This window comes from Mycobacterium sp. WUMAC-067 (assembly GCF_020217485.1).
In the GTDB taxonomy this organism is placed as follows: Bacteria; Actinomycetota; Actinomycetes; order Mycobacteriales; family Mycobacteriaceae; genus Mycobacterium.
In genome coordinates, this window is the sequence record NZ_JAEKMI010000018.1 from 63,639 (window position 1) to 84,664 (window position 21,026).

The 21,026-nt window shown below is 68.9% G+C and carries 21 protein-coding genes and 1 pseudogene; 6 read left to right on the forward strand and 16 right to left on the reverse strand.

Going from position 1 to position 21,026, the window contains the following annotated elements:
- The first annotated feature begins 51 nt into the window (after window positions 1-51).
- A pseudogene (locus JF781_RS14845) lies at window positions 52-842 on the forward strand (acyltransferase family protein).
- On the opposite strand, the gene JF781_RS14850 reads toward JF781_RS14845, so the two are convergent.
- Genes JF781_RS14850 through JF781_RS14875 form a run of 6 tightly spaced genes read right to left on the reverse strand, consistent with a single transcriptional unit; the run spans window position 763 to window position 5,222 of the window.
- Window positions 763-1,161 (reverse strand): hypothetical protein, encoded by a 399-nt coding sequence (locus JF781_RS14850; RefSeq protein WP_225328696.1) that lies wholly within the window; start codon window positions 1,159-1,161, stop codon window positions 763-765. The pseudogene JF781_RS14845 and the gene JF781_RS14850 sit on opposite strands and share 80 nt — an antisense overlap.
- Complete coding sequence (locus JF781_RS14855; protein ID WP_225328695.1) at window positions 1,158-2,084, reverse strand: metallophosphoesterase; 927 nt, start codon at window positions 2,082-2,084, stop codon at window positions 1,158-1,160. Before JF781_RS14855 ends, JF781_RS14850 begins: the two co-directional genes overlap by 4 nt.
- Complete coding sequence (locus JF781_RS14860; RefSeq protein WP_374109705.1) at window positions 2,081-2,485, reverse strand: cupredoxin family copper-binding protein; 405 nt, start codon at window positions 2,483-2,485, stop codon at window positions 2,081-2,083. Before JF781_RS14860 ends, JF781_RS14855 begins: the two co-directional genes overlap by 4 nt.
- A gap of 23 nt (window positions 2,486-2,508) precedes the next feature.
- Window positions 2,509-3,207, reverse strand: coding sequence for a Rieske (2Fe-2S) protein (locus tag JF781_RS14865; protein WP_225328693.1), 699 nt, complete (start codon window positions 3,205-3,207; stop codon window positions 2,509-2,511).
- A complete protein-coding gene (locus JF781_RS14870; RefSeq protein WP_374109706.1) occupies window positions 3,204-3,755 on the reverse strand; it encodes an RNA polymerase sigma factor in 552 nt (183 codons plus the stop codon). Before JF781_RS14870 ends, JF781_RS14865 begins: the two co-directional genes overlap by 4 nt.
- 42 nt (window positions 3,756-3,797) lie before the next feature.
- The gene (locus tag JF781_RS14875) at window positions 3,798-5,222 is read right to left on the reverse strand and encodes an NAD(P)/FAD-dependent oxidoreductase (protein ID WP_225328692.1); all 1,425 of its coding nucleotides are present in this window, start codon (window positions 5,220-5,222) and stop codon (window positions 3,798-3,800) included.
- 103 nt (window positions 5,223-5,325) lie between these two features.
- Between JF781_RS14875 and JF781_RS14880 the strand changes: the two genes are divergently transcribed.
- From JF781_RS14880 to mmsB, 3 genes are read left to right on the forward strand one after another with little or no spacing between them, the layout of a single operon-like run.
- Entirely contained in the window at window positions 5,326-6,846 is a 1,521-nt protein-coding gene (locus JF781_RS14880; protein ID WP_225328691.1) for a CoA-acylating methylmalonate-semialdehyde dehydrogenase, read from the forward strand.
- Between the two features lie 8 nt (window positions 6,847-6,854).
- The gene (locus JF781_RS14885; RefSeq protein ID WP_225328690.1) at window positions 6,855-8,024 is read left to right on the forward strand and encodes an acyl-CoA dehydrogenase family protein; all 1,170 of its coding nucleotides are present in this window, start codon (window positions 6,855-6,857) and stop codon (window positions 8,022-8,024) included.
- A 12-nt stretch (window positions 8,025-8,036) separates the two neighbouring features.
- Entirely contained in the window at window positions 8,037-8,915 is an 879-nt protein-coding gene (mmsB, locus tag JF781_RS14890) for a 3-hydroxyisobutyrate dehydrogenase (protein ID WP_225328689.1), read from the forward strand.
- Between the two features lie 82 nt (window positions 8,916-8,997).
- Here mmsB and JF781_RS14895 read toward each other — a convergent pair whose 3' ends face one another.
- Genes JF781_RS14895 through JF781_RS14915 form a run of 5 tightly spaced genes read right to left on the reverse strand, consistent with a single transcriptional unit; the run spans window position 8,998 to window position 13,974 of the window.
- The gene (locus JF781_RS14895) at window positions 8,998-9,504 is read right to left on the reverse strand and encodes a MarR family transcriptional regulator (RefSeq protein WP_064942621.1); all 507 of its coding nucleotides are present in this window, start codon (window positions 9,502-9,504) and stop codon (window positions 8,998-9,000) included.
- An 8-nt stretch (window positions 9,505-9,512) separates the two neighbouring features.
- Window positions 9,513-10,577, reverse strand: coding sequence for a histidinol-phosphate transaminase (locus JF781_RS14900; protein WP_225328688.1), 1,065 nt, complete (start codon window positions 10,575-10,577; stop codon window positions 9,513-9,515).
- A complete protein-coding gene (locus JF781_RS14905) occupies window positions 10,577-11,596 on the reverse strand; it encodes a 3-oxoacyl-ACP synthase III family protein (RefSeq protein ID WP_225328687.1) in 1,020 nt (339 codons plus the stop codon). The genes JF781_RS14900 and JF781_RS14905 overlap by 1 nt, the downstream gene beginning before the upstream one ends.
- A 7-nt stretch (window positions 11,597-11,603) precedes the next feature.
- Entirely contained in the window at window positions 11,604-12,251 is a 648-nt protein-coding gene (locus tag JF781_RS14910) for an SRPBCC family protein (protein WP_225328686.1), read from the reverse strand.
- Window positions 12,232-13,974: a thiamine pyrophosphate-binding protein gene (locus JF781_RS14915; protein WP_225328685.1), complete on the reverse strand. Its 1,743-nt coding sequence runs from the start codon at window positions 13,972-13,974 to the stop codon at window positions 12,232-12,234. Before JF781_RS14915 ends, JF781_RS14910 begins: the two co-directional genes overlap by 20 nt.
- A gap of 90 nt (window positions 13,975-14,064) precedes the next feature.
- Between JF781_RS14915 and JF781_RS14920 the strand changes: the two genes are divergently transcribed.
- Window positions 14,065-14,760, forward strand: coding sequence for an ABC transporter ATP-binding protein (locus JF781_RS14920; protein ID WP_225341278.1), 696 nt, complete (start codon window positions 14,065-14,067; stop codon window positions 14,758-14,760).
- A complete protein-coding gene (locus JF781_RS14925; RefSeq protein ID WP_225328683.1) occupies window positions 14,757-17,273 on the forward strand; it encodes an FtsX-like permease family protein in 2,517 nt (838 codons plus the stop codon). The genes JF781_RS14920 and JF781_RS14925 overlap by 4 nt, the downstream gene beginning before the upstream one ends.
- Here JF781_RS14925 and JF781_RS14930 read toward each other — a convergent pair.
- Genes JF781_RS14930 through JF781_RS14950 form a run of 5 tightly spaced genes read right to left on the reverse strand, consistent with a single transcriptional unit; the run spans window position 17,260 to window position 20,991 of the window.
- The gene (locus JF781_RS14930; RefSeq protein ID WP_225328682.1) at window positions 17,260-17,886 is read right to left on the reverse strand and encodes a class I SAM-dependent methyltransferase; all 627 of its coding nucleotides are present in this window, start codon (window positions 17,884-17,886) and stop codon (window positions 17,260-17,262) included. The genes JF781_RS14925 and JF781_RS14930 overlap by 14 nt on opposite strands.
- Complete coding sequence (locus tag JF781_RS14935) at window positions 17,883-18,449, reverse strand: DUF4389 domain-containing protein (RefSeq protein WP_225328681.1); 567 nt, start codon at window positions 18,447-18,449, stop codon at window positions 17,883-17,885. The genes JF781_RS14930 and JF781_RS14935 overlap by 4 nt, the downstream gene beginning before the upstream one ends.
- A 23-nt stretch (window positions 18,450-18,472) precedes the next feature.
- Window positions 18,473-19,681: an NAD(P)/FAD-dependent oxidoreductase gene (locus JF781_RS14940; RefSeq protein ID WP_225328680.1), complete on the reverse strand. Its 1,209-nt coding sequence runs from the start codon at window positions 19,679-19,681 to the stop codon at window positions 18,473-18,475.
- Window positions 19,682-19,695: 14 nt separating this feature from the next.
- Window positions 19,696-20,415: an anti-sigma factor gene (locus tag JF781_RS14945; RefSeq protein ID WP_374109707.1), complete on the reverse strand. Its 720-nt coding sequence runs from the start codon at window positions 20,413-20,415 to the stop codon at window positions 19,696-19,698.
- Between the two features lie 30 nt (window positions 20,416-20,445).
- Entirely contained in the window at window positions 20,446-20,991 is a 546-nt protein-coding gene (locus JF781_RS14950) for a sigma-70 family RNA polymerase sigma factor (protein WP_225328679.1), read from the reverse strand.
- Between the last annotated feature and the right edge of the window lie 35 nt (window positions 20,992-21,026).

A 21,026-nucleotide genomic window follows, 5' to 3' on the forward strand; every position in this document is an offset into this window, starting at 1 on the left:
GCGATCGGTATCCCGTTCGATGCCGCGGGGTGAAACGATAGGCGGAGGCCAATGACCCTCGGGCAAGTATTCGATGCGCGATGTAACGCGCTGAATGCGTGGCGGCTGCTGCTGGCTGCCGAGGTGATGCTCTGGCACTGCTGCCCGTCACGGATCGCTTGCCGCCCGCAGCGACACTGCAACTTCTCTTCTCGATAGGGGTAGACGGGTTCTTCGCGATCTCGGGGTTCCTCATCACCAGGAGTTGGCTCGACGACCCGCACATACGTGACTACCTGACCTCCCGCGCCCTGCGCATCCTGCCCGGCTACTACGTCTGCCTGATCATGACGGCGTTCGTCTTCGCCCCGCTCAGCGTGGCGATCCAGGGCGGTTCGGTGAGCAAGCTCGTGTCTTCCGGCGCGCCGCTCGAATACGTCCTGAAAAACATCGGGGTGGCTTACGTCCATCTCGATATCGGCGGAACACCAAGGGGTGTACCACATTCCGGGCTCTGGAACGGTTCGCTGTGGTCCCTGGTCGCCGCTCTCCCGCTGGCCTACGCGATCATCGCGTCCGGCTCCCTGCTCAAGGACCGCCGCCCGGTGCTGCGCACCGACTTGTCCTACGGCGTCTACATCTACGCGTTCCCGACCCAGCAGCTGCTGGCCGTGTGCGGGCTCGCACGTCTGCAGCCGATGGTGCTGTTCGTCGTCGCCGCGGTGGCCACGCTGCCGCTGGCCGCGGCAAGCTGGTTCCTCATCGAAAAGCCGTCGATGGCACTCAAGCGCCGGCTGAAAGAGAAGTGGTCGGTCTCCGCCGAAGCCGGAGGCGACGGTCCGTCCACCACAGCGCCAGGGTGAACAGCTCAGCGACGGTGCTGATCGCCGCGTAAGGCGACGGCTCCCAGCCCGTTTCGGCGAAGCCGCAAAGCCCCACGGTCCGCGACAGCGCGAAGGCGACCAGGGATCCGGCGGCCATTGCCGCACCGGCCCAGCGCAGCCACCCGGGTCCGCCGGCCGCAATCAGCAGGGCGAGCGCCGACGAGACAGTGGCCTGTATCAGGAATCCGGCGCCGATGGTCGGAATGTGTTGGTAGCCATGGGTATACAGGTAGCCGTGGGCGACGGCGCTGATGGCCAACGATGCGGCGAGGCCGAGGCGGACAAAGATGCCGATCACTGCAACGTCCGCTCCTTCAGAGCCAGAGCGGTCTCTCCCCTGGCGTAGCTGACCTCGCGGATCCCCAACGCGTGTCGCAGCTTGCCGGCCGGCAGCGTCACCGGCTTGGGCGCCGGTCCGTCACCGGGGCGCGGCAGCGGGTAGGCGGTGGTCGTCCCGCTGTGAAAAGTCACATTGTCTTCCGTTTTGGAAAACAGCTGGTGGACATGGCCGTTGAGGCACGTGACGGAGGAGAACCGGCGGAGGTAACTCAGCGCCTGGGCGGCATCGTCGGTGCCCCAGCCCCATTGCGGGTACATCGCGAACAGGGGGACGTGGCTGAACACGATGATCGGAGTATCACTCGAGAGACGGGCGACGTCCTTCTTGACGAACTGCAACTGATCCACCCCCAGATGACCGAGCTTGCGCAGGTTCAACGTGTTGACCAGCGCGATCAAGTGCACGCCGGCGACGTCGAGGCTGTACCAACCGTCACCAACCGTGCCCGCGCCGAAGGCGTTTCGGTACTTCTGTCCCGCGTCGTCGACGGAGTCGTGCTCGCCGGGGACGGTGAACGCGTGCGGCGTCTTCAGGTCACTCATCATCTGCTTGGCCTGGTCGAACTGTTCGGGGCTGGAAAGGTGGGTGAGGTCGCCGGTGTGGATGACGAAATCCGGTGTGTAGCCGAGGTTGTTGACCTTGTCGATCGCTTCGCTGAAGGTAGCGGCGACGCCCGGATTGGGCGCACCGGTGAAACCGAGATGGCTGTCGCTGATTTGGGCGAAGCGCAGTGTGGGCTGGATGGGCGGGCGCACAGCTGCCGCTTCCCCGGCGACGTGCGAGATGACCTCGCCCCCGGCCACGGTCAACCCGACCGCCGCCCCGAACCACGCCGTATGCCGCAGCAGCTGGCGCCGGGTCATGGCATCGTCGCGGGTCATGCCGTCACCACCACGGTGCCGCGCATCATCGGGTGAATCGAGCAGACATAATCGAAAGTCCCAGGGGCGGAGAAGGTATGGGTGAAGGTGGCTCCCGTTCCCATGCCGGGTGAGTGGAATGAGCCGTCACTGGCGGCCACCGTATGGGGTTCCTCGTCGCGGTTGGTCCACGTGACGGTGGTCCCGGCGGGCACCGTCAGGGTGGGCGGCGCGAATGCGAAGCCGTCGATCGTGACCTGGTTGGCACCCGCGGGCGGCAGCGGCGCGGTGATCGACATCTCGGTGGTGGGCGCGGGGATGGTCGCCGCGGGCCGCGACCGGCCACAACCGGCAGACAACAGCACACCCGCGGCCAGCGCGGCCACCCAAAGCCTTCGAGGCATGGCGATATCCATGCCCACAGATAGGGCGGCGGGTTACACCATCAGGTCGGGCGCACCGGGGCGAACACCTCGATCACCCCGCCGACCTCACGAACCATCAGCTCGGGCAACGGCTTTGGCGCGATCGGCAACTGGTGGGTGAGCACCTGACCGCTGGGCGAGAACGACGTGGTGTGGCAGGGGCAGCGCAACGTGTCATCCGGCGCGTCGAACCACAGCTTGCACCCTTGATGGGTGCACACCCCCGAGATCGCTTGCACCTTGCCGTCGATGCGCCGGACGAATCCGGTCACCGAACCCAGATCGAAGGCGTGCATGACCCCGTCGGGCACGTCCGAGCTCGACGCGACGCGCTGCCAGCTTCCGTCGTTGGGGGTGAGTTGACCGGCCGCGCTATCCGGGGCACGCGGTTGCCCGTGTCGGGAGGCGGTCACGGCGCGATCGAGGGAAACCGCGGCAACCGCGGCCGTGGCCGCGGCCGAGGTTCCGACGATGACCTGGCGGCGCGTGCTGGCGCGCACGGGCGCCGTTTCCGTTGGCGTGCCTGACATCTGCTCGCCGATGCGGCGGTGCAGATCGGAGAGGAATTCGGGGCGGGGCGCGTCGTCCCCGCCGCGGGCGGCCCGCAGCTCGATGGCCGTGCGGAGCTGCGCCGCCTCGAAGTCGTCGGGCGCGAACGGCCTGGGACGGCGCCCCCGCAACAGATCGTCGACATAGCGTCGCAGCCCTCGCGCATTCATTGCTTGTCCCCGTCGTTGACCTGCGCCGCCAGCCGCAGGGCGCGGTGCTGGAGCACTTTGGCGTTGGGCACGCTGATTCCGAGTTCCGCGGCGGACTCCTTGATCGAATTGCCGTGCAGAAAGCGCGATTCCAAGATCTGGCGATAGCGTTCCGGCAGGCTGTCCAGGACGCGGGCCACGCGCTGCGGTGCGGTGCTGATCGCCTCCTCGCTGTCGGCTGGTTGTTCGATGTCCTCGATCGAGGTTATCTCCCGTCCCAGGGTCTCGCGCCAGTGTGCGGCCAGCACCGTCCTGGCCGTGGTCCGCAGGTAGGCGCGAACCTCGGCCACGCTCACGGTCAGGCGCAGCGGACGCAGCGCGGCGAGGAACACCTCGGCGGTGAGGTCTTCGGCGTCGGTCCTGTTGCCGACGCGCGCGAACAGCGTGCGGTACACCCACCCGACGTTGTCGGAGTACACGGCTTCCCAGTCCGGGTAGCCGGCCTCATGGCCACCGCCGGGCACCGCGCGCAGGGGTCGCGGCCCGACGGGCTCGTTTCTTGCCGCCACATGCCTCCTTCACCCGATAAATACCGGCTCGGGTTACACGGGTCAGCGCGCGGCGAGCGCGGCTTCGGTGGCCATCAACCGGTCGAGCTTGGTGGCGGTGGCGGAAAATACGGACTTGGCGATGCCCAGGATCCGCTCGCGGACCCGCGGCTTCGCCGACGCCGACGGCAGCAGGTGGCCGATCAGGTGACCGAAGAGGTCGAGGCGCGCTGTCGACAACCACGACATCAGGTCCGGGTCGTCGAACCAGCGCAGCTGGTTGCTGTAATCGGCCAAGGCCAGCCGTAACCAGTCGACGTCGGTGTCCGGATGCGGCAGGGGCACACAGAGCTCGTTTTTCAGCGGGTCGTCGCGGTACGCGGCCTCGACGTGAGCGATCAGCGCGGCGCTGAAGATCTGCTGGCAGCCGCGCACGCTTTGCAGGGTGATGCGACCGGGATCGAAAATCGGTGTGGCGGCCCGCTTTTCGGCGCCGTCGGCGGTGCAGTCGAGGTAGAGCTCGCGGCCGCTGACCGCCACGGCGCCCCGGTCGAGGACCATCTTGTCGGCCTCGATGGACAGCAGGTGGCCCATGCGCACCACGTCGGTGATCCGTCGCAGCTGCTCGAGTTCGAGCCGGGTGACGGTGGCGCAGCGGTACATCGCGGGACGGATCGCCGGATCGATCCGCAGCAGCACGCCGGCCTCCTCAAGGCGGGCGAACAGATCCGGCACCGACGCGGCGTCGTTGATGGCGCGCAGCTGCGCGGTGAAGCTGGCCTTGATCTTCTCGGCGAACAACGCACCGGGCTGCATGGTCTCGCGGTCCAACAGCCAGGAATCGCGGGGCATGATCCAGGTGAGCCGGTCGGGCTTGACGCCGTGGCCCAGTAGCCATAGGCAGGTGTCGATGCCGGTCTTGCCCGCCCCGACGATGACGTAGCGCTCGTAGGCGCCGCGCCGGGGCAGGTCGCCGGGCGGGACGCAGTCGACGCCGGGTGCGACCCGATAGGGCGGCGGGCGCATCGCGGGGACGGTGACCCGCATGTAGGTGGCGTCGACGATGCGGCGCGCCACCCGGACGGTGTAGTCGGCGCCGGCGAGCGTGCGGAACCGGCCGTCCCCGAGGTATTCGCTCATCGGGAAGTAGCTGACCCGCCCGGTCGGCAGCAGCCGCCCTCGCATGATGTGGTCGTAGTAGGCGCAGATCTCGCCGGCGGTCGCCAGTTCGTAAAGGCCCTGGTTCCAACCGACTTGGTCGATGGTGTCGGCGCCCAGCGGCAGCGAGTTGACGCCGTAGAACGCCGAGGGCTGGTGCAGCCGCACGAACGGGTAGGCCATGGTCCAGTGCCCGCCGGGCGCGTGGTTGCGGTCCACCACCACGACGCGGGCCTCCGCCGCTGAGGCCTCGGTGACCAGCGCGTCGATGAACGCCATGGCCATGGCGCCCGCCCCGACCACCAGGTAGTCGGCCTCGATGGTGTGCATACCGCTGTCAGGCTAGCCCGCCACCCGCCTTGCCAAGGCCCGAACCGGGTTACTAGGATATGCAAGTATCCGCTTAAGCGCGTCAACCACATCCGAGGGCCCCATGACCACACAGATTCCCCACTTCATCGACGGTCGGCGCACCGCCGGCCAGTCCGGCCGCACCGCCAACGTCTTCGACCCCAGCACCGGGGGTGTCCAGGCGCAGGTGCCGATGGCCGGCCAGGCCGACATCGACGCCGCGGTGGCCTCGGCTCTCGAGGCCCAAAAAGGTTGGGCCGCAACGAATCCGCAGCGCCGCGCGCGGGTGATGATGCGATTCATCGAGCTGGTCAACAAACACAACGACGAGCTGGCCGAGCTGCTGTCGCGCGAGCACGGCAAGACCCTGGCCGACGCCAAGGGCGACATCCAGCGCGGCATCGAGGTCATCGAGTTCTCCATCGGCATCCCGCACCTGCTCAAGGGCGAGTACAGCGAGGGCGCCGGACCGGGCATCGACGTCTACTCGCTGCGCCAGCCGCTCGGCGTGGTCGCGGGCATCACCCCGTTCAACTTCCCGGCCATGATCCCGCTGTGGAAGGCCGGCCCGGCGCTGGCCTGCGGCAACGCGTTCGTGCTCAAGCCCAGCGAGCGCGACCCGTCGGTGCCGGTGCGCCTCGCCGAACTCTTCGTCGAGGCGGGCCTGCCGCCGGGCGTGTTCCAGGTCGTGCACGGCGACAAGGAGGCCGTCGACGCGATCCTGAACCACCCCGACATCCAGGCGGTCGGGTTCGTCGGCAGCTCCGACATCGCCCAGTACATCTACGCCGGGGCCGCGGCCACCGGCAAGCGCTCGCAGTGCTTCGGCGGCGCCAAGAACCACATGATCGTGATGCCCGACGCCGACCTGGACCAGGCCGTCGACGCGCTGATCGGCGCCGGGTACGGCAGCGCCGGTGAGCGCTGCATGGCGATCAGCGTCGCGGTCCCGGTCGGCGACCAGACCGCGGACCGGCTGCGGGCCCGCCTCATCGAGCGGATCAACAACCTGCGCGTGGGCCACAGCCTGGACCCCAAGGCCGACTACGGCCCGCTGGTGACCGAGGCCGCGGTGGCGCGGGTGCGCGACTACATCGGCCAGGGTGTCGACGCAGGCGCCGAACTGGTCATCGACGGTCGCGAACGCGCCAGCGACGACCTGACTTTCGGTGACGCCAACCTCGAGGGCGGGTTCTTCATCGGGCCGACGCTGTTCGACCACGTCACCCCGGACATGTCGATCTACACCGACGAGATCTTCGGGCCGGTGCTGTGCATCGTGCGCGCCCACGACTACGAGGAGGCCCTGCGGCTGCCGTCCGAGCACGAGTACGGCAACGGCGTGGCCATCTTCACCCGCGACGGCGACGCCGCCCGCGACTTCGTCTCCCGCGTGCAGGTCGGCATGGTCGGTGTCAACGTGCCGATCCCGGTGCCGGTGGCCTACCACACCTTCGGCGGCTGGAAGCGCTCCGGCTTCGGCGACCTCAACCAGCACGGGCCGTCGTCGATCCTCTTCTACACCAAGACCAAGACGGTGACGTCGCGGTGGCCGTCCGGCATCAAGGACGGCGCCGAATTCGTCATTCCCACAATGGATTAGGGTCGCGCATGTTTACCCTCGACGACGACGAACGGGTGATCACCGAGACGGCGGCCGCGTTCGCCGCCAAGCGCCTGGCCCCGCACGCCCTGGAATGGGATGCGGCCAAACACTTTCCGACCGACGTGCTGCGCGAATCGGCCGAGCTCGGCATGGCCGCGATCTACTGCCGCGACGACGTCGGCGGCAGCGGGCTGCGCCGGCTCGACGGGGTCCGCATCTTCGAGCAGCTGGCCATCGCCGACCCCACCACCGCCGCGTTCCTGTCGATCCACAACATGTGCGCGTGGATGATCGACACGTTCGGCACCGCCGAACAGCGCAAGGAGTGGGTCCCGCGGCTGGCGTCGATGGACGTCATCGCCAGCTACTGCCTCACCGAGCCGGGCGCCGGCTCCGACGCCAGCGCGTTGAGCACCCGTGCGGTCAAGGAGGGCTCGGACTATGTGCTCGACGGCGTCAAACAGTTCATCTCGGGCGCGGGCGCGTCGGACGTCTACGTGGTGATGGCCCGGACCGGCAGCGAGGGCCCGCGCGGCATCTCGGCGTTCGTCGTCGAAAAGGGAACTCCCGGGCTGAGTTTCGGTGCGCTGGAGGAGAAGATGGGCTGGCACGCCCAGCCCACCGCGCAGGTGATCCTGGAGGGGGTTCGGGTGCCCGCCGAGGCGATGCTGGGCGGCGCAGACGGCGAGGGCGCCGGATTCGGCATCGCGATGAACGGCCTCAACGGCGGCCGGCTCAACATCGCCGCGTGTTCGCTCGGCGGCGCCCAGGCCGCCGCCGACAAGGCCGGAGCCTATGTTCGCGATCGGCAGGCGTTCGGCAAGTCCCTGCTCGACGAACCGACCATCCGGTTCACCCTGGCCGACATGGCGACCGGCCTCGAGACGTCGCGAATGATGTTGTGGCGGGCGGCCAATGCGCTGGACACCGGCGACTCCGACAAGGTCGAGTTGTGCGCGATGGCCAAGCGCTACGTCACCGACACCTGCTTCGAGGTCGCCGACAAGGCTTTGCAACTGCACGGCGGCTACGGCTACCTGCGCGAGTATGGTCTGGAAAAGATCGTGCGCGACCTGCGGGTGCACCGAATCCTGGAAGGCACCAACGAAATCATGCGAGTGGTCATCGGTCGGGCAGAAGCCGCACGGTTCAGAGCTTCTCCAGCAACCGCATAGAAGGGTCTTCAGATGACCGAGCACTTGACCGTGGCTTTCCTGGGGTTGGGCCACATGGGCGGGCCCATGGCGTCGAACCTCGTTGCGGCCAACCATGCGGTGCGCGGCTTCGATCCGGTGCCCGCCGCGCTGTCCGCGGCGGCCGCGGCCGGCGTCGCCGGCTTCGACAGCGCCGGTGACGCGGTGGCCGGGGCGGACGTCGTCATCACCATGCTGCCCAACGGCGAGTCGGTGAAACGCTGCTACGCGGAGATTTTGCCCGCGGCGCGACCCGGTGCGCTGTTCATCGACAGCTCCACGATCTCGGTCGACGATGCCCGCGAGGTGCATGCGCTGGCGGAATCGCGCGGGGTTGCCCAGCTGGACGCGCCCGTGTCGGGCGGGGTGAAGGGTGCGGTCGCGGGGACGCTGGCGTTCATGGTGGGCGGTGACGAGGCGGCCCTGCAACGGGCGCGGCCGGTGCTGGAACCCATGGCGGGCAAGATCATCCACTGCGGGGCGGCCGGGGCCGGGCAGGCCGCCAAGGTGTGCAACAACATGGTGCTGGCGGTGCAGCAGATCGCGATCGGCGAGGCGTTCGTCCTGGCCGAAAAGCTCGGGCTGTCGGCACAGTCCCTGTTCGACGTGATCACCGGCGCGACCGGGAACTGCTGGGCCGTGCACACCAATTGCCCTGTGCCGGGCCCGGTCCCGACCTCGCCGGCCAACGACGACTTCAAGCCGGGGTTTGCGACCGCGCTGATGAACAAGGACCTTCACCTGGCGATGGACGCGGTGTCCTCCACCGGTTCGGCCGCCCCGCTGGGCCGCCACGCCGCCGAGATCTATGCGAAATTCGCTGCCGATCACGGCGACAAGGACTTCAGCGCGATCATCGAGACGCTGCGTTGACCGTGCGCCGAACGTCGACTTGTGGTGGGAAATAAGCCGATTCGCCGCAACAACTCCACGTTCGGCGCGCTGGAAGACGAGCTCAGAAGTCGCCGGCGTTGCGGCGCAGCGTCTCGATCGACGACGCGAGGTCCTGCGATTCGGCGTCGGACATCCCGAGATCGGCGAACACCTGCTTGTTGAGCGTGACGGTGGCGTCCTCGACCGTGGAGCGGCCCAGGTCGGTGATCTGCACCAGCGTGGTGCGCCCGTCGGTGGGATGCGGAACCCGCTGCACCAGCCCGTCGGCCTCCAGCCGGCGGATGGCGTGGGTCACGCTGGTGACATGGACCTGCAGGCGGTCGGAGGCCTTGGTGATGGGGAGCGCCCCGGAACGGCTGAACGCGAGCAGCCGCAGCAATTCGTACCGGGAGAAGCTCAGGTCGTAGGGCCGCAGCGCCGTCTCCACGCGGGCCAGCAGGATCTGGTGCGCGCGCATCACCGACGTCACCGCGACCATGCCCGGCGCCACGTCACCCCACCCGGCGCGCTCCCAGTTGGCCCGCGCCGCGGCGATCGGATCACGTTTGTCGGGTCGTGAGTCGGCCACGCCCCTTCTTACCGCACTTGGAGCCCGAGCGTGGCCATTCCCAGCGCCGACAGCACCGCCGTCGTCGATGCCCGGCCGCCCACGGTGATCCGAGCGGCGCCGTCCGGGTAATACCGCACGCGTGGAGCATCGTCGCCGAAAACGTCGCGCCACGGCGGATACCGCCCACCCGGTTCGGAAGGCAGATACATGAAATTCGCGTGCGCGTCGGGCGTGTATATCCCCAGTGCGCTCAGGCGCATCCGGAGGTAGCGGCGTTCGGCGGTGATCATTCGGATCCGCCGCAGCAGTTCGCCTTCCGCGTCGTACGACGCCGCGACCGCGAGCAAGCCGGTGATGGCGATGCCGAACGGCACCTGCTGGGTCCACAGCGTCGGCGCCAGCTCGCGGGACGCCACCGCATAACCGATCCGCAGCCCCGCCAGGCCGTAGGCCTTGGAAAAGGTTCGCACCACCACCACGTTGGGGAAACGCGTGACCAATGCCGCGACGTCGAATCGGTGCTCGGCAGCGGTGAACTCGATATACGCCTCGTCGAGCAGCACGACGGTGTCGCGCGGCACCCGGCGGAGGAACCGGAAAACGGCGGCCGCGGGCTCCAGCGTGCCGGTCGGATTATGCGGCCGGCACACCACCACCGCGCGGGCGGTGGCGGCCGCGTCGGCCAGCGCGTCGAGGTCGTTGTGGCCGTGTGCGTCCAGCGCAACGAGCGACGAGTTCAGCCGTGCCAGTTGCGCGACGATCGGATAACCGTCGAACGTCGGCGACGCCATCACGATCGTGTCGCCCGGCGCGGTCAGTGCCTGCAGCGCTTGCAACACGACGCCCGTCGCCCCGGCGCCCAGCACCACCCGGTCGGCGGGCACGCCGATATGGCCGGCGATCAAGCCGCGCAACCGCTCCGGCAGGAAGTCCGGATACCGGTTCGCCGCGGAAACGGACCGGATCAACGCCGAACGTACCGCCGGTAGCGGTGGAAACGGATTCTCGTTGAGCGACAGGGCGAACGGATCCACCGCGTCGGGCAGACCATCGCAGATCGGGCCAACGACCGCGGCCGGGGCGGCGTGCATCAGCCTCGCCCGCCCCAGCGCACCGCGGCGGCGCCGGCGAAGTCGCCGGCATGCGCGAAGGCCGCCATCATGACCACGTGCCCGGCGCCCAGCTGGCCGTCGGCGATCGCGCGGTCCAGATTGATCGGGATCCCGGCACCGAACAGGTTGCCGCACTCGTCGAAGGTGTCCCGATGGCGTTGCGGGGGCAACTCGAGCGCGTCACGCCAATTGCGCAGAAACACCCTGTTCGGCTGGTTGGTGACCAGCAGGTCGATGTCCTTGGCGGCCAACCCGATTCGGTCGCAGACCGCCAGCGCCACTTCCGGAACCTGCCGGTTGCCGCGGGCCAGCACCTTGGTGACCTTGCTCTCGGTGAAACCGATGCTGCCCTCGCCGGGGCCGGCCTGCCACCACTTGCGCGGCGGGTCGTAGGACAGCGTCATTTCGCCGGCATACTCACCGTAGGTGCGGCATTCGACGTCCAGGATGGGCGACTGTTCGCTCAGGGCGACCAGTCCCACCGCGGCCCCGTCGCCGGGCACCGCCGACTGCGCCTTGCGGCGGATGGTCGGTTGATCGAAGAATTGCCCGGCCGCGTTCTGTGCGATGGCGATGAGGGCCGTGCGCCCCGCGCCCGCCGACAACAAGGTACGGGCCACGTTGAGCGCCAACACGAATGCGGCGCAGCCGCCGTTGTTCAGGTCGAGCACCCAGGACGGCCGCATGCCCAGCCGATGCGCGATGCTGCCACCTTGGCCGTAGAACGCCATGTCGGGCACCTGAGTGTGGGTGATCAGCACGTCGGCCCCCTCGACGACGTCACGGCCGTGCCGTTCGATCAGGCCGTGGGCGGCACGTTCGATCATGTCGACGGAGCTCTCGTCCGCGCCGACGTGATGGCGAAACTTCGGGGCGCGGAACATCACGTTGTCGCGCAGGCCGTCGGATTCGGCGAATCGCGCGTAGTACTCGGCGGGGATCGGGTCGCCCGGCAGATACGTGGAAACGTCGATCAGGCTGACGCTCGGCTTACCCATGGCCTGCTCATCTCATCCATAGCGGCGTCACCGGCAGGCCGTTGCGGTGGCGGTACTCGGCGATCGCCTTGAGATTGCGCAACTCCAGCAGATGGCCGGCGGCGAACATGTCCCAGAAGTCGCCGACCCATACGGGCCGGGCAGCCGGAGCGGTCTCCGGGTACGGGTTGTGGTCGTAGAACGGGTGATGGCAATTCGTCCACAGCACAACCGATCCCGGCTTGTCGAGGACGGCCTGGGCGTCGACGACACGCATCAGGTAGATCATCCACAGATGCTTGCCCTGATCCCAGGCGCAGTGATAGTCCACGGTCCGCGCCTGCGCGTTGACGACGGTGCGCGTGTAGATCTCGGTTTCCGAGCCGAGCCTGTCGTGCGCCAGCCATAATCCGGGTTCGTCGGTGGGGGTGAACCCGCGCAGGCTGTACGTCCACTCCTCCAGGCTGCGGGTGTCGGCCATGTACTCGTACAACTCGTCGGGTGGGCAGTCGACGTAATCGTTGACGGTGCAGTACTGCCCAAAGACCTGGTCGTGCGGGTACACCGACCGCATCATGTCCATGATGATCGGCGTGACCTTCTCCCTGGGGCTGGTTTCGATGCGGGTGACCCCATCGATGAGGTCGGGGATATCTTCAAGCGCTGGCAGCGACATCGGTGCGGTTCTCCTTAGAAAATGAAATCTGGTCCACGGCAGCGTCTTTGGCGGGCGCGGCGGTAAGAAATGGTGCGAACGGCGGGATCTCGTCGGCGGCACACTCGACGCTGACCACGGCCGGACCGTCGATGTCGAGCGCCGCACCCATGGCCGCGGCGAACCCGTCGACGTCGCTGGCGTCCACCGCCGCCAGGCCCGGGAACATGGTCGCCAGACCGGCACCCAGCCGGCTGGGACGAAACCGGTTGTAGCTGTACAGGTCGCCGTAGAACAGCTGCTCGCGGGTCACGCACATGGCGTGCGCGTTGTTGTTGAATAGCACGAACGTCATCGGTAGCCGGTACTGCACGGCCGTGTGCACCTCCATGCCGTGCATAAAGAACGCCCCGTCGCCGGCGATCACCACGGTGCGGCCGGCGGGCCGGCCAGTGTTGGCGCGCCCCAACGTCATTCCGATCCCGGCGCCGAAGCTGTAGCCCATGCCGCCCATGCCGAGCGCGACGGCGAACCTGCCGCCGCAACGCACCGGGAGATAGTGGATCGCCGCGGCGCCGGTGTTGCCGGCGTCCACCACGATGTCGGACCCGTCGGGCACGACATCGTCCAGCACCGCCATGGCGTCGCGGTACCGCACGCCCGGCCCGGAGAAGGGCGGGGGCTTCAATTCGGTGCGCCGCAACGTGCCCGGCACCCGCACCTTGGCGGGCCGTCCCGGACCGGACAGCGCCTGGATCAGCATGCGCAGCGAGCCGCGCAGGTCGTCGGTGTGCACGTGCGGGCATGGAACATACGGCGGCGCCGACCCGAGCGAGACCGTCGGCACCGCCGCCAGAGCGTCGTCCAGCCCGGTGCGCGCGGTGACCGACAGGCGCGTGCCCACGACCAGGCACACGGCGCTGCCGGCCACCGCTTCAGCCACACCCGGGTGACCCATGACGCCGGTCACCCCGAGCGCGGACGACGATCCGAGACCGGGTGTGCCGGCGACGTCTTTGGCGTCGGGCACGGTGGCCACCCGCGCCCGCAACACCGCCCGAAGGGCTTCGAGCTCGACGCGGGCGTCGTCGCGGGCGACCTGCTCGCCGACGATGATGGTCACCGGGCCGCTGGCGTCGCGCAGCATTTCGGCGATCGAGTCCGGGTTGCCGATGGGACGCAGGCCATCGACCGGCCTCCCGTTCTGGCCGCATTCCAGAATCGCCTGCTGAATGTCCTTGGGCAGCAACAAAACCGCCGGCCCCCCGGCACGCGCCGCCGCGATGGCCCGGGGCAGCAGCGAGACGATGTCACCCGGCGCGAGCAGCCGCTCGCAGAACACCGACACCGCCGAGAACAACGCCTCGGCGTTCAACGATCCGTTCGCGCCGCTGGTGTCCTGGAAGCTGCCGCGGCCGTCCATCGTGCTGGCCGGCTGGCCGACCAACGCCAGCACCGGAACCCGGCTCGCCAGCGACTCGCCCAGACCCGCAACGAGGTTCAGCGCGCCCCCACCCGAGGTCGCCGCCACCACGCCCACGCCGGCCCCGCTACGGCTGTACCCGTCGGCCATGGTGGCCGCGGAGAACTCGTGCTTGGCCAGCACCGCGTCGATGTCGGGGCAAAGGTGCGCGGCGTCGTACACGTCCTCGATGTTGGCGCCGTCCACACCGAAGATGTGATCGACTCCGATCGCCGCGAGGTGCCCGACGATGTGGTCGACCACCCGGCACCTGCCAAGCATGCCTGAAGAAACGAGGTAGCCCCGCGGTCGGTTCATCGTCGTCTACGCCCGGTACATGAACCGTTCACCGGCGGTCATCGTGATGTCTGAATGACCATCGAACTTCGCAACGTGATGCGCCGGTACCGGGTCGGCGGTCAAACGGTGCGGGCACTCGACGGCGTCAGCCTGCGGCTGGCGGACGAGCAGTTCGTGTCGGTCGTCGGGCCCTCCGGGGCGGGCAAGAGCACGTTGCTGCACCTGCTCGGCGCGTTGGATTCCCCCGATGCCGGGTCGATCGCCTTCGACGGTGAGGAGATCGGCCGCCTCGGCGACGAACAGCAGTCGCGGTTCCGCCATCAGCGGGTGGGTTTCATCTTTCAGTTCTTCAACCTGTTGCCGACGCTGTCGGCCTGGGAGAACGTGGCGATCCCCAAGCTGCTCGACGGAGTCCGGCTGGGCCGGGCCAAGCCGGATGCCATCCGGCTGCTGGACCGGGTCGGGCTCGGCAACCGAACCCGGCACCGGCCGGCGGAACTGTCCGGCGGCCAAATGCAGCGGGTCGCGGTGGCGCGCGCCTTGATGATGAATCCGCCGCTGATCCTCGCCGACGAGCCGACCGGAAACCTGGACTCGGCGACGGGCGCGTCCATTTTGGCGCTGCTGGCCGAGGTGGCGCACGAGGACGGTGGGGGCCGGCTGGTCGTGATGGTGACCCACAACGCCGACGCGGCCGCGGCCACCGACCGGGTGATCACGCTGCAGGACGGTCGGGTCGGTTCGGACGTCATGGCGGTCGCGGGGTGAAACCCGGGGCGCGGCGCGGCTTTACGATCACCGCTACGGCGAGCAGGCTGCGCGTGTTCAGCCTGCGTGAGCTGGCCGTGCATCGGCGCCGCACGCTCGCGTCGATCGCCGTAATGGCGGTCTCGGCAATGTATTTGGTGGCGATCTTCGGCATCTTCGGGTCGATCACCGGATCGGTCGGCCGGCTGGCCGACGGGATCGCCGGCGTCGCCGCGCTCGAGGTGTCCGGCATCACCGACGCCGGATTCCCCGACTCGATACTGGCCGACGTGGCCGCCGTACCCGGCGTCGCCACCGCCGCGCCGATGATCCGGACGTCGGCCTCCACGCCGTCGGGGCCGGTGCTGCTGCTGGGCGCCGACGCCAGCACCGCCGCCCTGGGTGGTGCCCTCAAAGACGTGGTCGCCCGGCCCGTGCAGGCGCTGTCCTCGACGCCGTCCGGCGTCCAGGTCGGACCCCGTGTCGGCTACGCGAAAGGCCAGGCGTTTCAACTGGGTTCGGCATCGGTCACGGTGACCGACGTGCTCGCGGGCAAGCGATACGCGGACCTCAATGGCGGGCACTACGTGCTTGCGCCACTTGCCTTGGCGCAGAACGCCACCGGCCGCACCGGCCAACTCGACTCGATACTGATCACCACGAAGCCGGGCGCCGACCTCGGCGCAGTCCGCTCCGCGGTCACCGCGGCCGTGCACGGCCGTGCGATCGTCGCGGCCCCGAGCTTTCGGACGGCCAGGGCCGGCGACGGCGTCAAGCTGATGAACTACATGGCCCTGCTGGGCGCCGCGGTCGCACTGGTGGTCGGCGCGTTTTTGATCTACACCACGATGACGATGGCGATCACCGCGCGCCGGCCGGTCATCTCGATGTTGCGCGCGATTGGCGGGCGGCGCGCCACCATCGTCGGCGACATGCTGGCGGAGGCGGCGATTCTCGGCCTGATCGGCGGAGCCATCGGGTCCGGCATGGGAATTGTGGCGGGCCACATCGCGATTGGCCGATTGCCCCCGGCGATGACGCAAGGTCTCGAGGCCCGCGTGCAGTATTGGCTGCCCGGCTATGCGATACCGCTGGCGGTCGCGGCGACGGCGCTCACCAGCGCGGCGGCCTCGGCGATGGCGGCACGGCAGGTGTACAAGGTCTCGCCGATCGAGGCGCTGGCGCCGGTCGGGGCCTCGGCGGCCGACGGTGTTCCCCGATGGCTGCGCATCGCGAGTGGGCTTGGCGCCGCGGCGGTGTTCGCGGCCTCGACATTGGTCGTCACCGGCCAGCGCGGCAGCTACGCCGTCGTGGCGATGGCCGCGGTGTTGGGCGCCGAGATCGCCCTGGGCTTCGCGCTCACCGCGCCCCTCGTCCAAGCCGCGGCGGCGACGGCGCGACTGTTCGGATCGTCGGGGGCGCTGGCGGCGGCGACGATCCAGCGTGCGCCGCGCCGGGTGTGGGCGACCGTGATGACGGTGCTCATCGGGGTGCTCACCACCATCGTGATCACGGGCACGAACGCCGACATGATCCGATCCGCGCGGGACATCTTTGCCCCGGTCACCGATACCGACGTGTGGGTGAGCGCGGACGCGCCCGACAGCTACCCCACCGACGTTCTGCCGCAGGGGCTTTCCGCGAAGGTCGCCGCTGCGCCCGGCGTGGCACGGGTGACCGAGGGCGCATTCGGGTTCGCCGTCGTCGGGGGCACCCGCGTCCTGCTCGACGGGTTCTCCCCCGGCAGCCACGACGCGCTCTTCCGTGCGCTCGACGAACGCGTGCGCGCCGAGGCGCTCGCCGGCCGCGGCGTGGTGCTCACGCAGAACCTGGGCACCATCCTGCACGTCCGGGCCGGCGACCAACTGCGGCTGCAAACGCCGCACGGCCCGCGGTCGGTGGCCGTGCTGGCCCTGGTGCCGTTCTTCGCGACCGTGATCGGCACCGTCGGAATCGACCTCGATCACATGCGGGCCTGGTTCGACCGCCCGGCGGCGACGACGCTGCAAATCGCCGCCGCCCCAGGGGTGGATCGGCAGCGACTGCTGGCCAGCGTCCGCGAGGCGGCGCCGCCCCCCAACCACGTGTACGACGGTCCCACCGCGCTGGCGGGGCTGCAGGCCCCGCTGCGTCAGAGCATGTTCATCGCCAACGCGGTGTGGGTCATCGTCGTGGCGGTGGCCGCGGTCGCGCTGCTCAACACGCTGACGCTCTCGGTGACCGAACGCCGCCGCGAGATCGGCGTGCTGCGCGCCATGGGATCAAGCAGGCGCTTCGCGTTGCGGATGGTGCTGGCCGAGGCGGCCGGAATCGGCGTCGTCGGCGGCGTTTTGGGGCTGGCGCTCGGTCTGACCGACCAGTGGTTGTTCAGCCGCATCAGCGGGGACATCATGAATTTCGAAGTCGGCTTTCACCTGAGCCCGCTGGCGCTTGCCTTCACGCTCGGGGCGCTGGCGATCAGCCTGCTCGGCTCGGTGCCACCGGCGCGGCGCGCGGCGCGCCTGTCCATCATCGAGGCGGTCAGCGTCGAGTGACGGTGGCGTATCCCTGCAGATGGGGTTTGCACGGGAAGGGCACCGGCGTCCGCGGAATGCTGCGCAGCGCGGCGGTGTCGAATCCGGCCGCGGCGATGGCCTCGAGGGTGCGCCGGTTCGGCTCGCAACCGCCGGCCAGCCACGACCACGGCCTGGCGATCAGATCCTGGAGCCGGCCCGTCGCGCCGTCACCGCGCACGTGCTCGAGGACCACGAGCCTGCCCCCGGGCACCAGCACCCGCCGGATCTCGCCGAGGGTTGCGGCCACATCGTCGATCGAGCACAACACGAGCCCGACGTGGACGGAATCGAAAGAGTTGTCCGGGAAGGGAATCGACTCACCCGTGCCCTCGACGACGTCGACCGCGATGCCGCGGCGCCCGGCGAGCCTGGCGGCCATCCGCCGGAAGGGCGCCTGGGGTTCCACGGCGGCGACCGACGTCACCGTGTCGGGCAGAAACATCAAGTCGGTGCCCGGCCCCAGTCCGAGCATCAACAGCCGGCCGGTCGCGTTGCTCAGCGCCGCCCGTCGGTACCGGTGGTAGAAGAGCCGGTCGAAAACCGGCTGGCCGAATCGGTACACGTAGGCGAACACCACATTTCGGAGGGTCATCGTCCGCCCAAATCCATTCGGAACGGCGGATATTCGTCGCGCATCAACGACACGTACACCGCCACCCGGTATCGCCAGCGAACGATGCCCATCAGCAGATCGAACATGCCCTGCGGGATCGTCCCGGTGAACAACAGCGTCAGCGCGGCGACGACACACAGCACCTGCAGCGGGGCCTCCATCGACCAGCACAGCAGAATCTGAGGGATCGCGAGCAGCCACTTCACCAGCACCGTCCCGTTTTTCAGCCGCTCGGGATAGTCGACCGCAAGATCACCGGGATAGTCGGGCCGCGACGCCAGCGTGAAAGGCGGGTACCTGTCGGTGCTGTTCATCGGGAAGCGGTAGTTCATCACCCGCCACGACCAGCGCAGCACGCCGACGTTGAAATCGAAGAGGGGCCGTGGATATCGCCCGGTGCACAAGATGACCACGCCGGCGGCCACCGTCGTGAACGGATATGTCAGGTAGAGCAGTATCAGTATCGGGTAGTGCGGCACGGCCAGCACGCACCACTTCACCAGCCAGAGCCAGCGGGAAGGCGCGTCGAAATCGCCTCGCACTCTTACGGAATCGGCCGGGCTGTTCACGGGCTTGACGGGACCGTCGCCGCTACCCCCAAGTTTCGGCTGATTTCAGCGGACATCCGGCGGTGACTCGTGAGGCGCAGAAACGTCGTCAGCGCGCGGGCCTGCAGCCGGTCGGAGATCAGCGCGGCCGGTCGCAGCACGAACTCACCATGCGACACCGGCAGCGACGCCACCCAGGACACGGCCATGACTTTGCGCCGACGGGTCCTCTCATACCACCGCAGCGCCGCCGAGACATCGGCGCCGCCGTTGGTCCCGCTGCGAAAATCCCTGAGCGCCTTGCATAAAACCATCGTGTCGAGCAGCGCCTGGTTGGTCCCCTGCGCCAGGGTGGGCGGCATCGCGTGCGCGGCGTCGCCGAGCAACGTCACCGGGCCGTGGCCCGGGCCCGGAATCGGATGGCGGAAATGCGGGAACGGCGAGCCGGCCAAGTCGTCGTCGCTCAATGTCGTGAGCACCCGGTCGACCGAGTCGGACCATCCGGCGAAATGGCTGCGGATCATTTCGATCGGGCGTGGCGGCCTGACGAAGTCATGCGACCACGGCAGATCGAACCACCATTGCACCTCCGACCCGCCGGCGGGCCACAGGCCGAGGTTTCCGCGCGCACCGATGATCATGAGTGCGGCATCGGAATCCGCGATCTCCGGGGCAGTGGCCAGGCCCTGCCAACTGCACCAGCCGGTCGGCTTCGCGTCTTGCGCGCCAACGTAATTGCGCACCATCGAGTGCAGACCGTCGGCACCGATCACCACGTCCGCATCCGCCACCGTGCCGTCGCCGAACTCCACGCAGACGCCGACGTCCGTACTGCTCACCGCGATCACCCGCGAGCCGCACCGAATGCGCTCGGCGTCAAACCCGTCGAGAAGGCGTTCCAGCAATACTCGGCGCGGAACCATCCGCACGGGCGCGCCCAGCCGCCGCACCATCGCGGTCACGTCGAGCGTGGCGAGCGGGCGACCCCGTGACGTCACGGCCCGCACGATGGCCAGCAGCCGACCGGCGCCGTCCATGTCGACACCCAGCTGGTTCAGTACCGTCTCGCCGTTGGACCAGATCGTCACCGCACCGCCGGCCGCCCGCACGTCGGGCCGCCGCTCGAAAACGGTGACGTCATGTCCGTCCCTCATCAAGCCGCGGGCAACGGAGATGCCGGCCACGCCGGCGCCCACCACCAGCACCCGAAGCGGACGCCCGAACACGCTGGCTCCGATCTCTACAGCGAACGCTGCAACAACACCTTGCCGCTGTCGGCGGCGACCACTTGCACGGCGGCGATCTGGTCGACCGGGGTCGAGATCGCTCCCGCGGGCGTCGCGGTGTGGCCGGGCACGGCCACCCATGTCGCCAGCCGGGTTTGGCTGCCGTCGCGGCCCACCACGACCATCGCCAGCGTGTCATGGTGCGCGTTCAGCGGGGCCAGGCACACGCACCGCAGCGTGATGGACGTCCCCCAGTGCTGGCCGCTGACCTGGACGCTGGAGGTCAGCAGCGAGGTGCCGACCTGCGCCATCGGCTCGGCCGACACGGTCACCTGCTGGGCCGGAGTCGACGACCACGCCTGCAGGCCGACGAACACCCCGATCGCCAGCACCGCGGCCGCGGCGGCGGAGGCCACCCAGGTCACCACCCGGGTGCGGCGCCGGCGCCACCGCACCGCGGCCAGCAACGACGGCAGCAACTCCTCGGACATCTCCGGCGCCGGGCCGGACTCGTCGATCGCGGCCACGTCGTCGCGGCCCAGTTGCGACAGCAGGGCCGGCACACCACTGAGGTCGGCGACCGCCGCCCGGCAGGCCGGGCAGTGCGCCATGTGCGTCTCGAATTCGCGGCGTTGCGCGGCCGACAGCGATCCCAGCACGTATGCGGCATCCCACATCGCGTAGCGGTCTTCGGGAGGGCCGATATCGGCCACCGGCGTGTTCATTTCATCCATGTCCTTCACCCCTCAAGCATTCGGAGCCCCTCATCGGGTAACTCCAAGTTCCTGCAGAGTGAGTCGCAACGCCCGCACCGCATAGTGTAGTCGCGACTTCACCGTTCCCTCGGCGATGCCGAGGTCTGCAGCGATCTGTGTGGTGGTCCAACCGCGGTAGTAGGACCGTTCGATCACGGCGCGGTGATCGGCGGACAGCTGGGCCATCGCGTCCGCTATCAGCAACCGGTCCAGCGCCGCGTTGACCTCGTCCGGCGTGGACTGTTCGGGCGCCCCCGAGACGTCGGTCGAACCGACGACGTTGCGGAACCGCGCGCTGCGCCGATCGTCGATGATCATGTTGCGGGCGACGGTGAACAACCACGCCCGCGCCGAGCGTTCGGTGTCCCCGACGACCTCGGGATGCTGCCACGCCCGCAGCAGCGTCTCCTGGACCACATCCTCGGACTGGCTCGTGTCCCCCGTCAGGCGCAGCGCGTACCGCCACAGAACCGCGGCGTGTTCGTCGTAGAGCGCCTTCATCAGAGCGGCTTCGGCAGCCGCTGACGCACCCCGAATGCCAGCCACACGAGCCACTCGATCACCTCCTGCCGACTAAACGAGCCGACCAG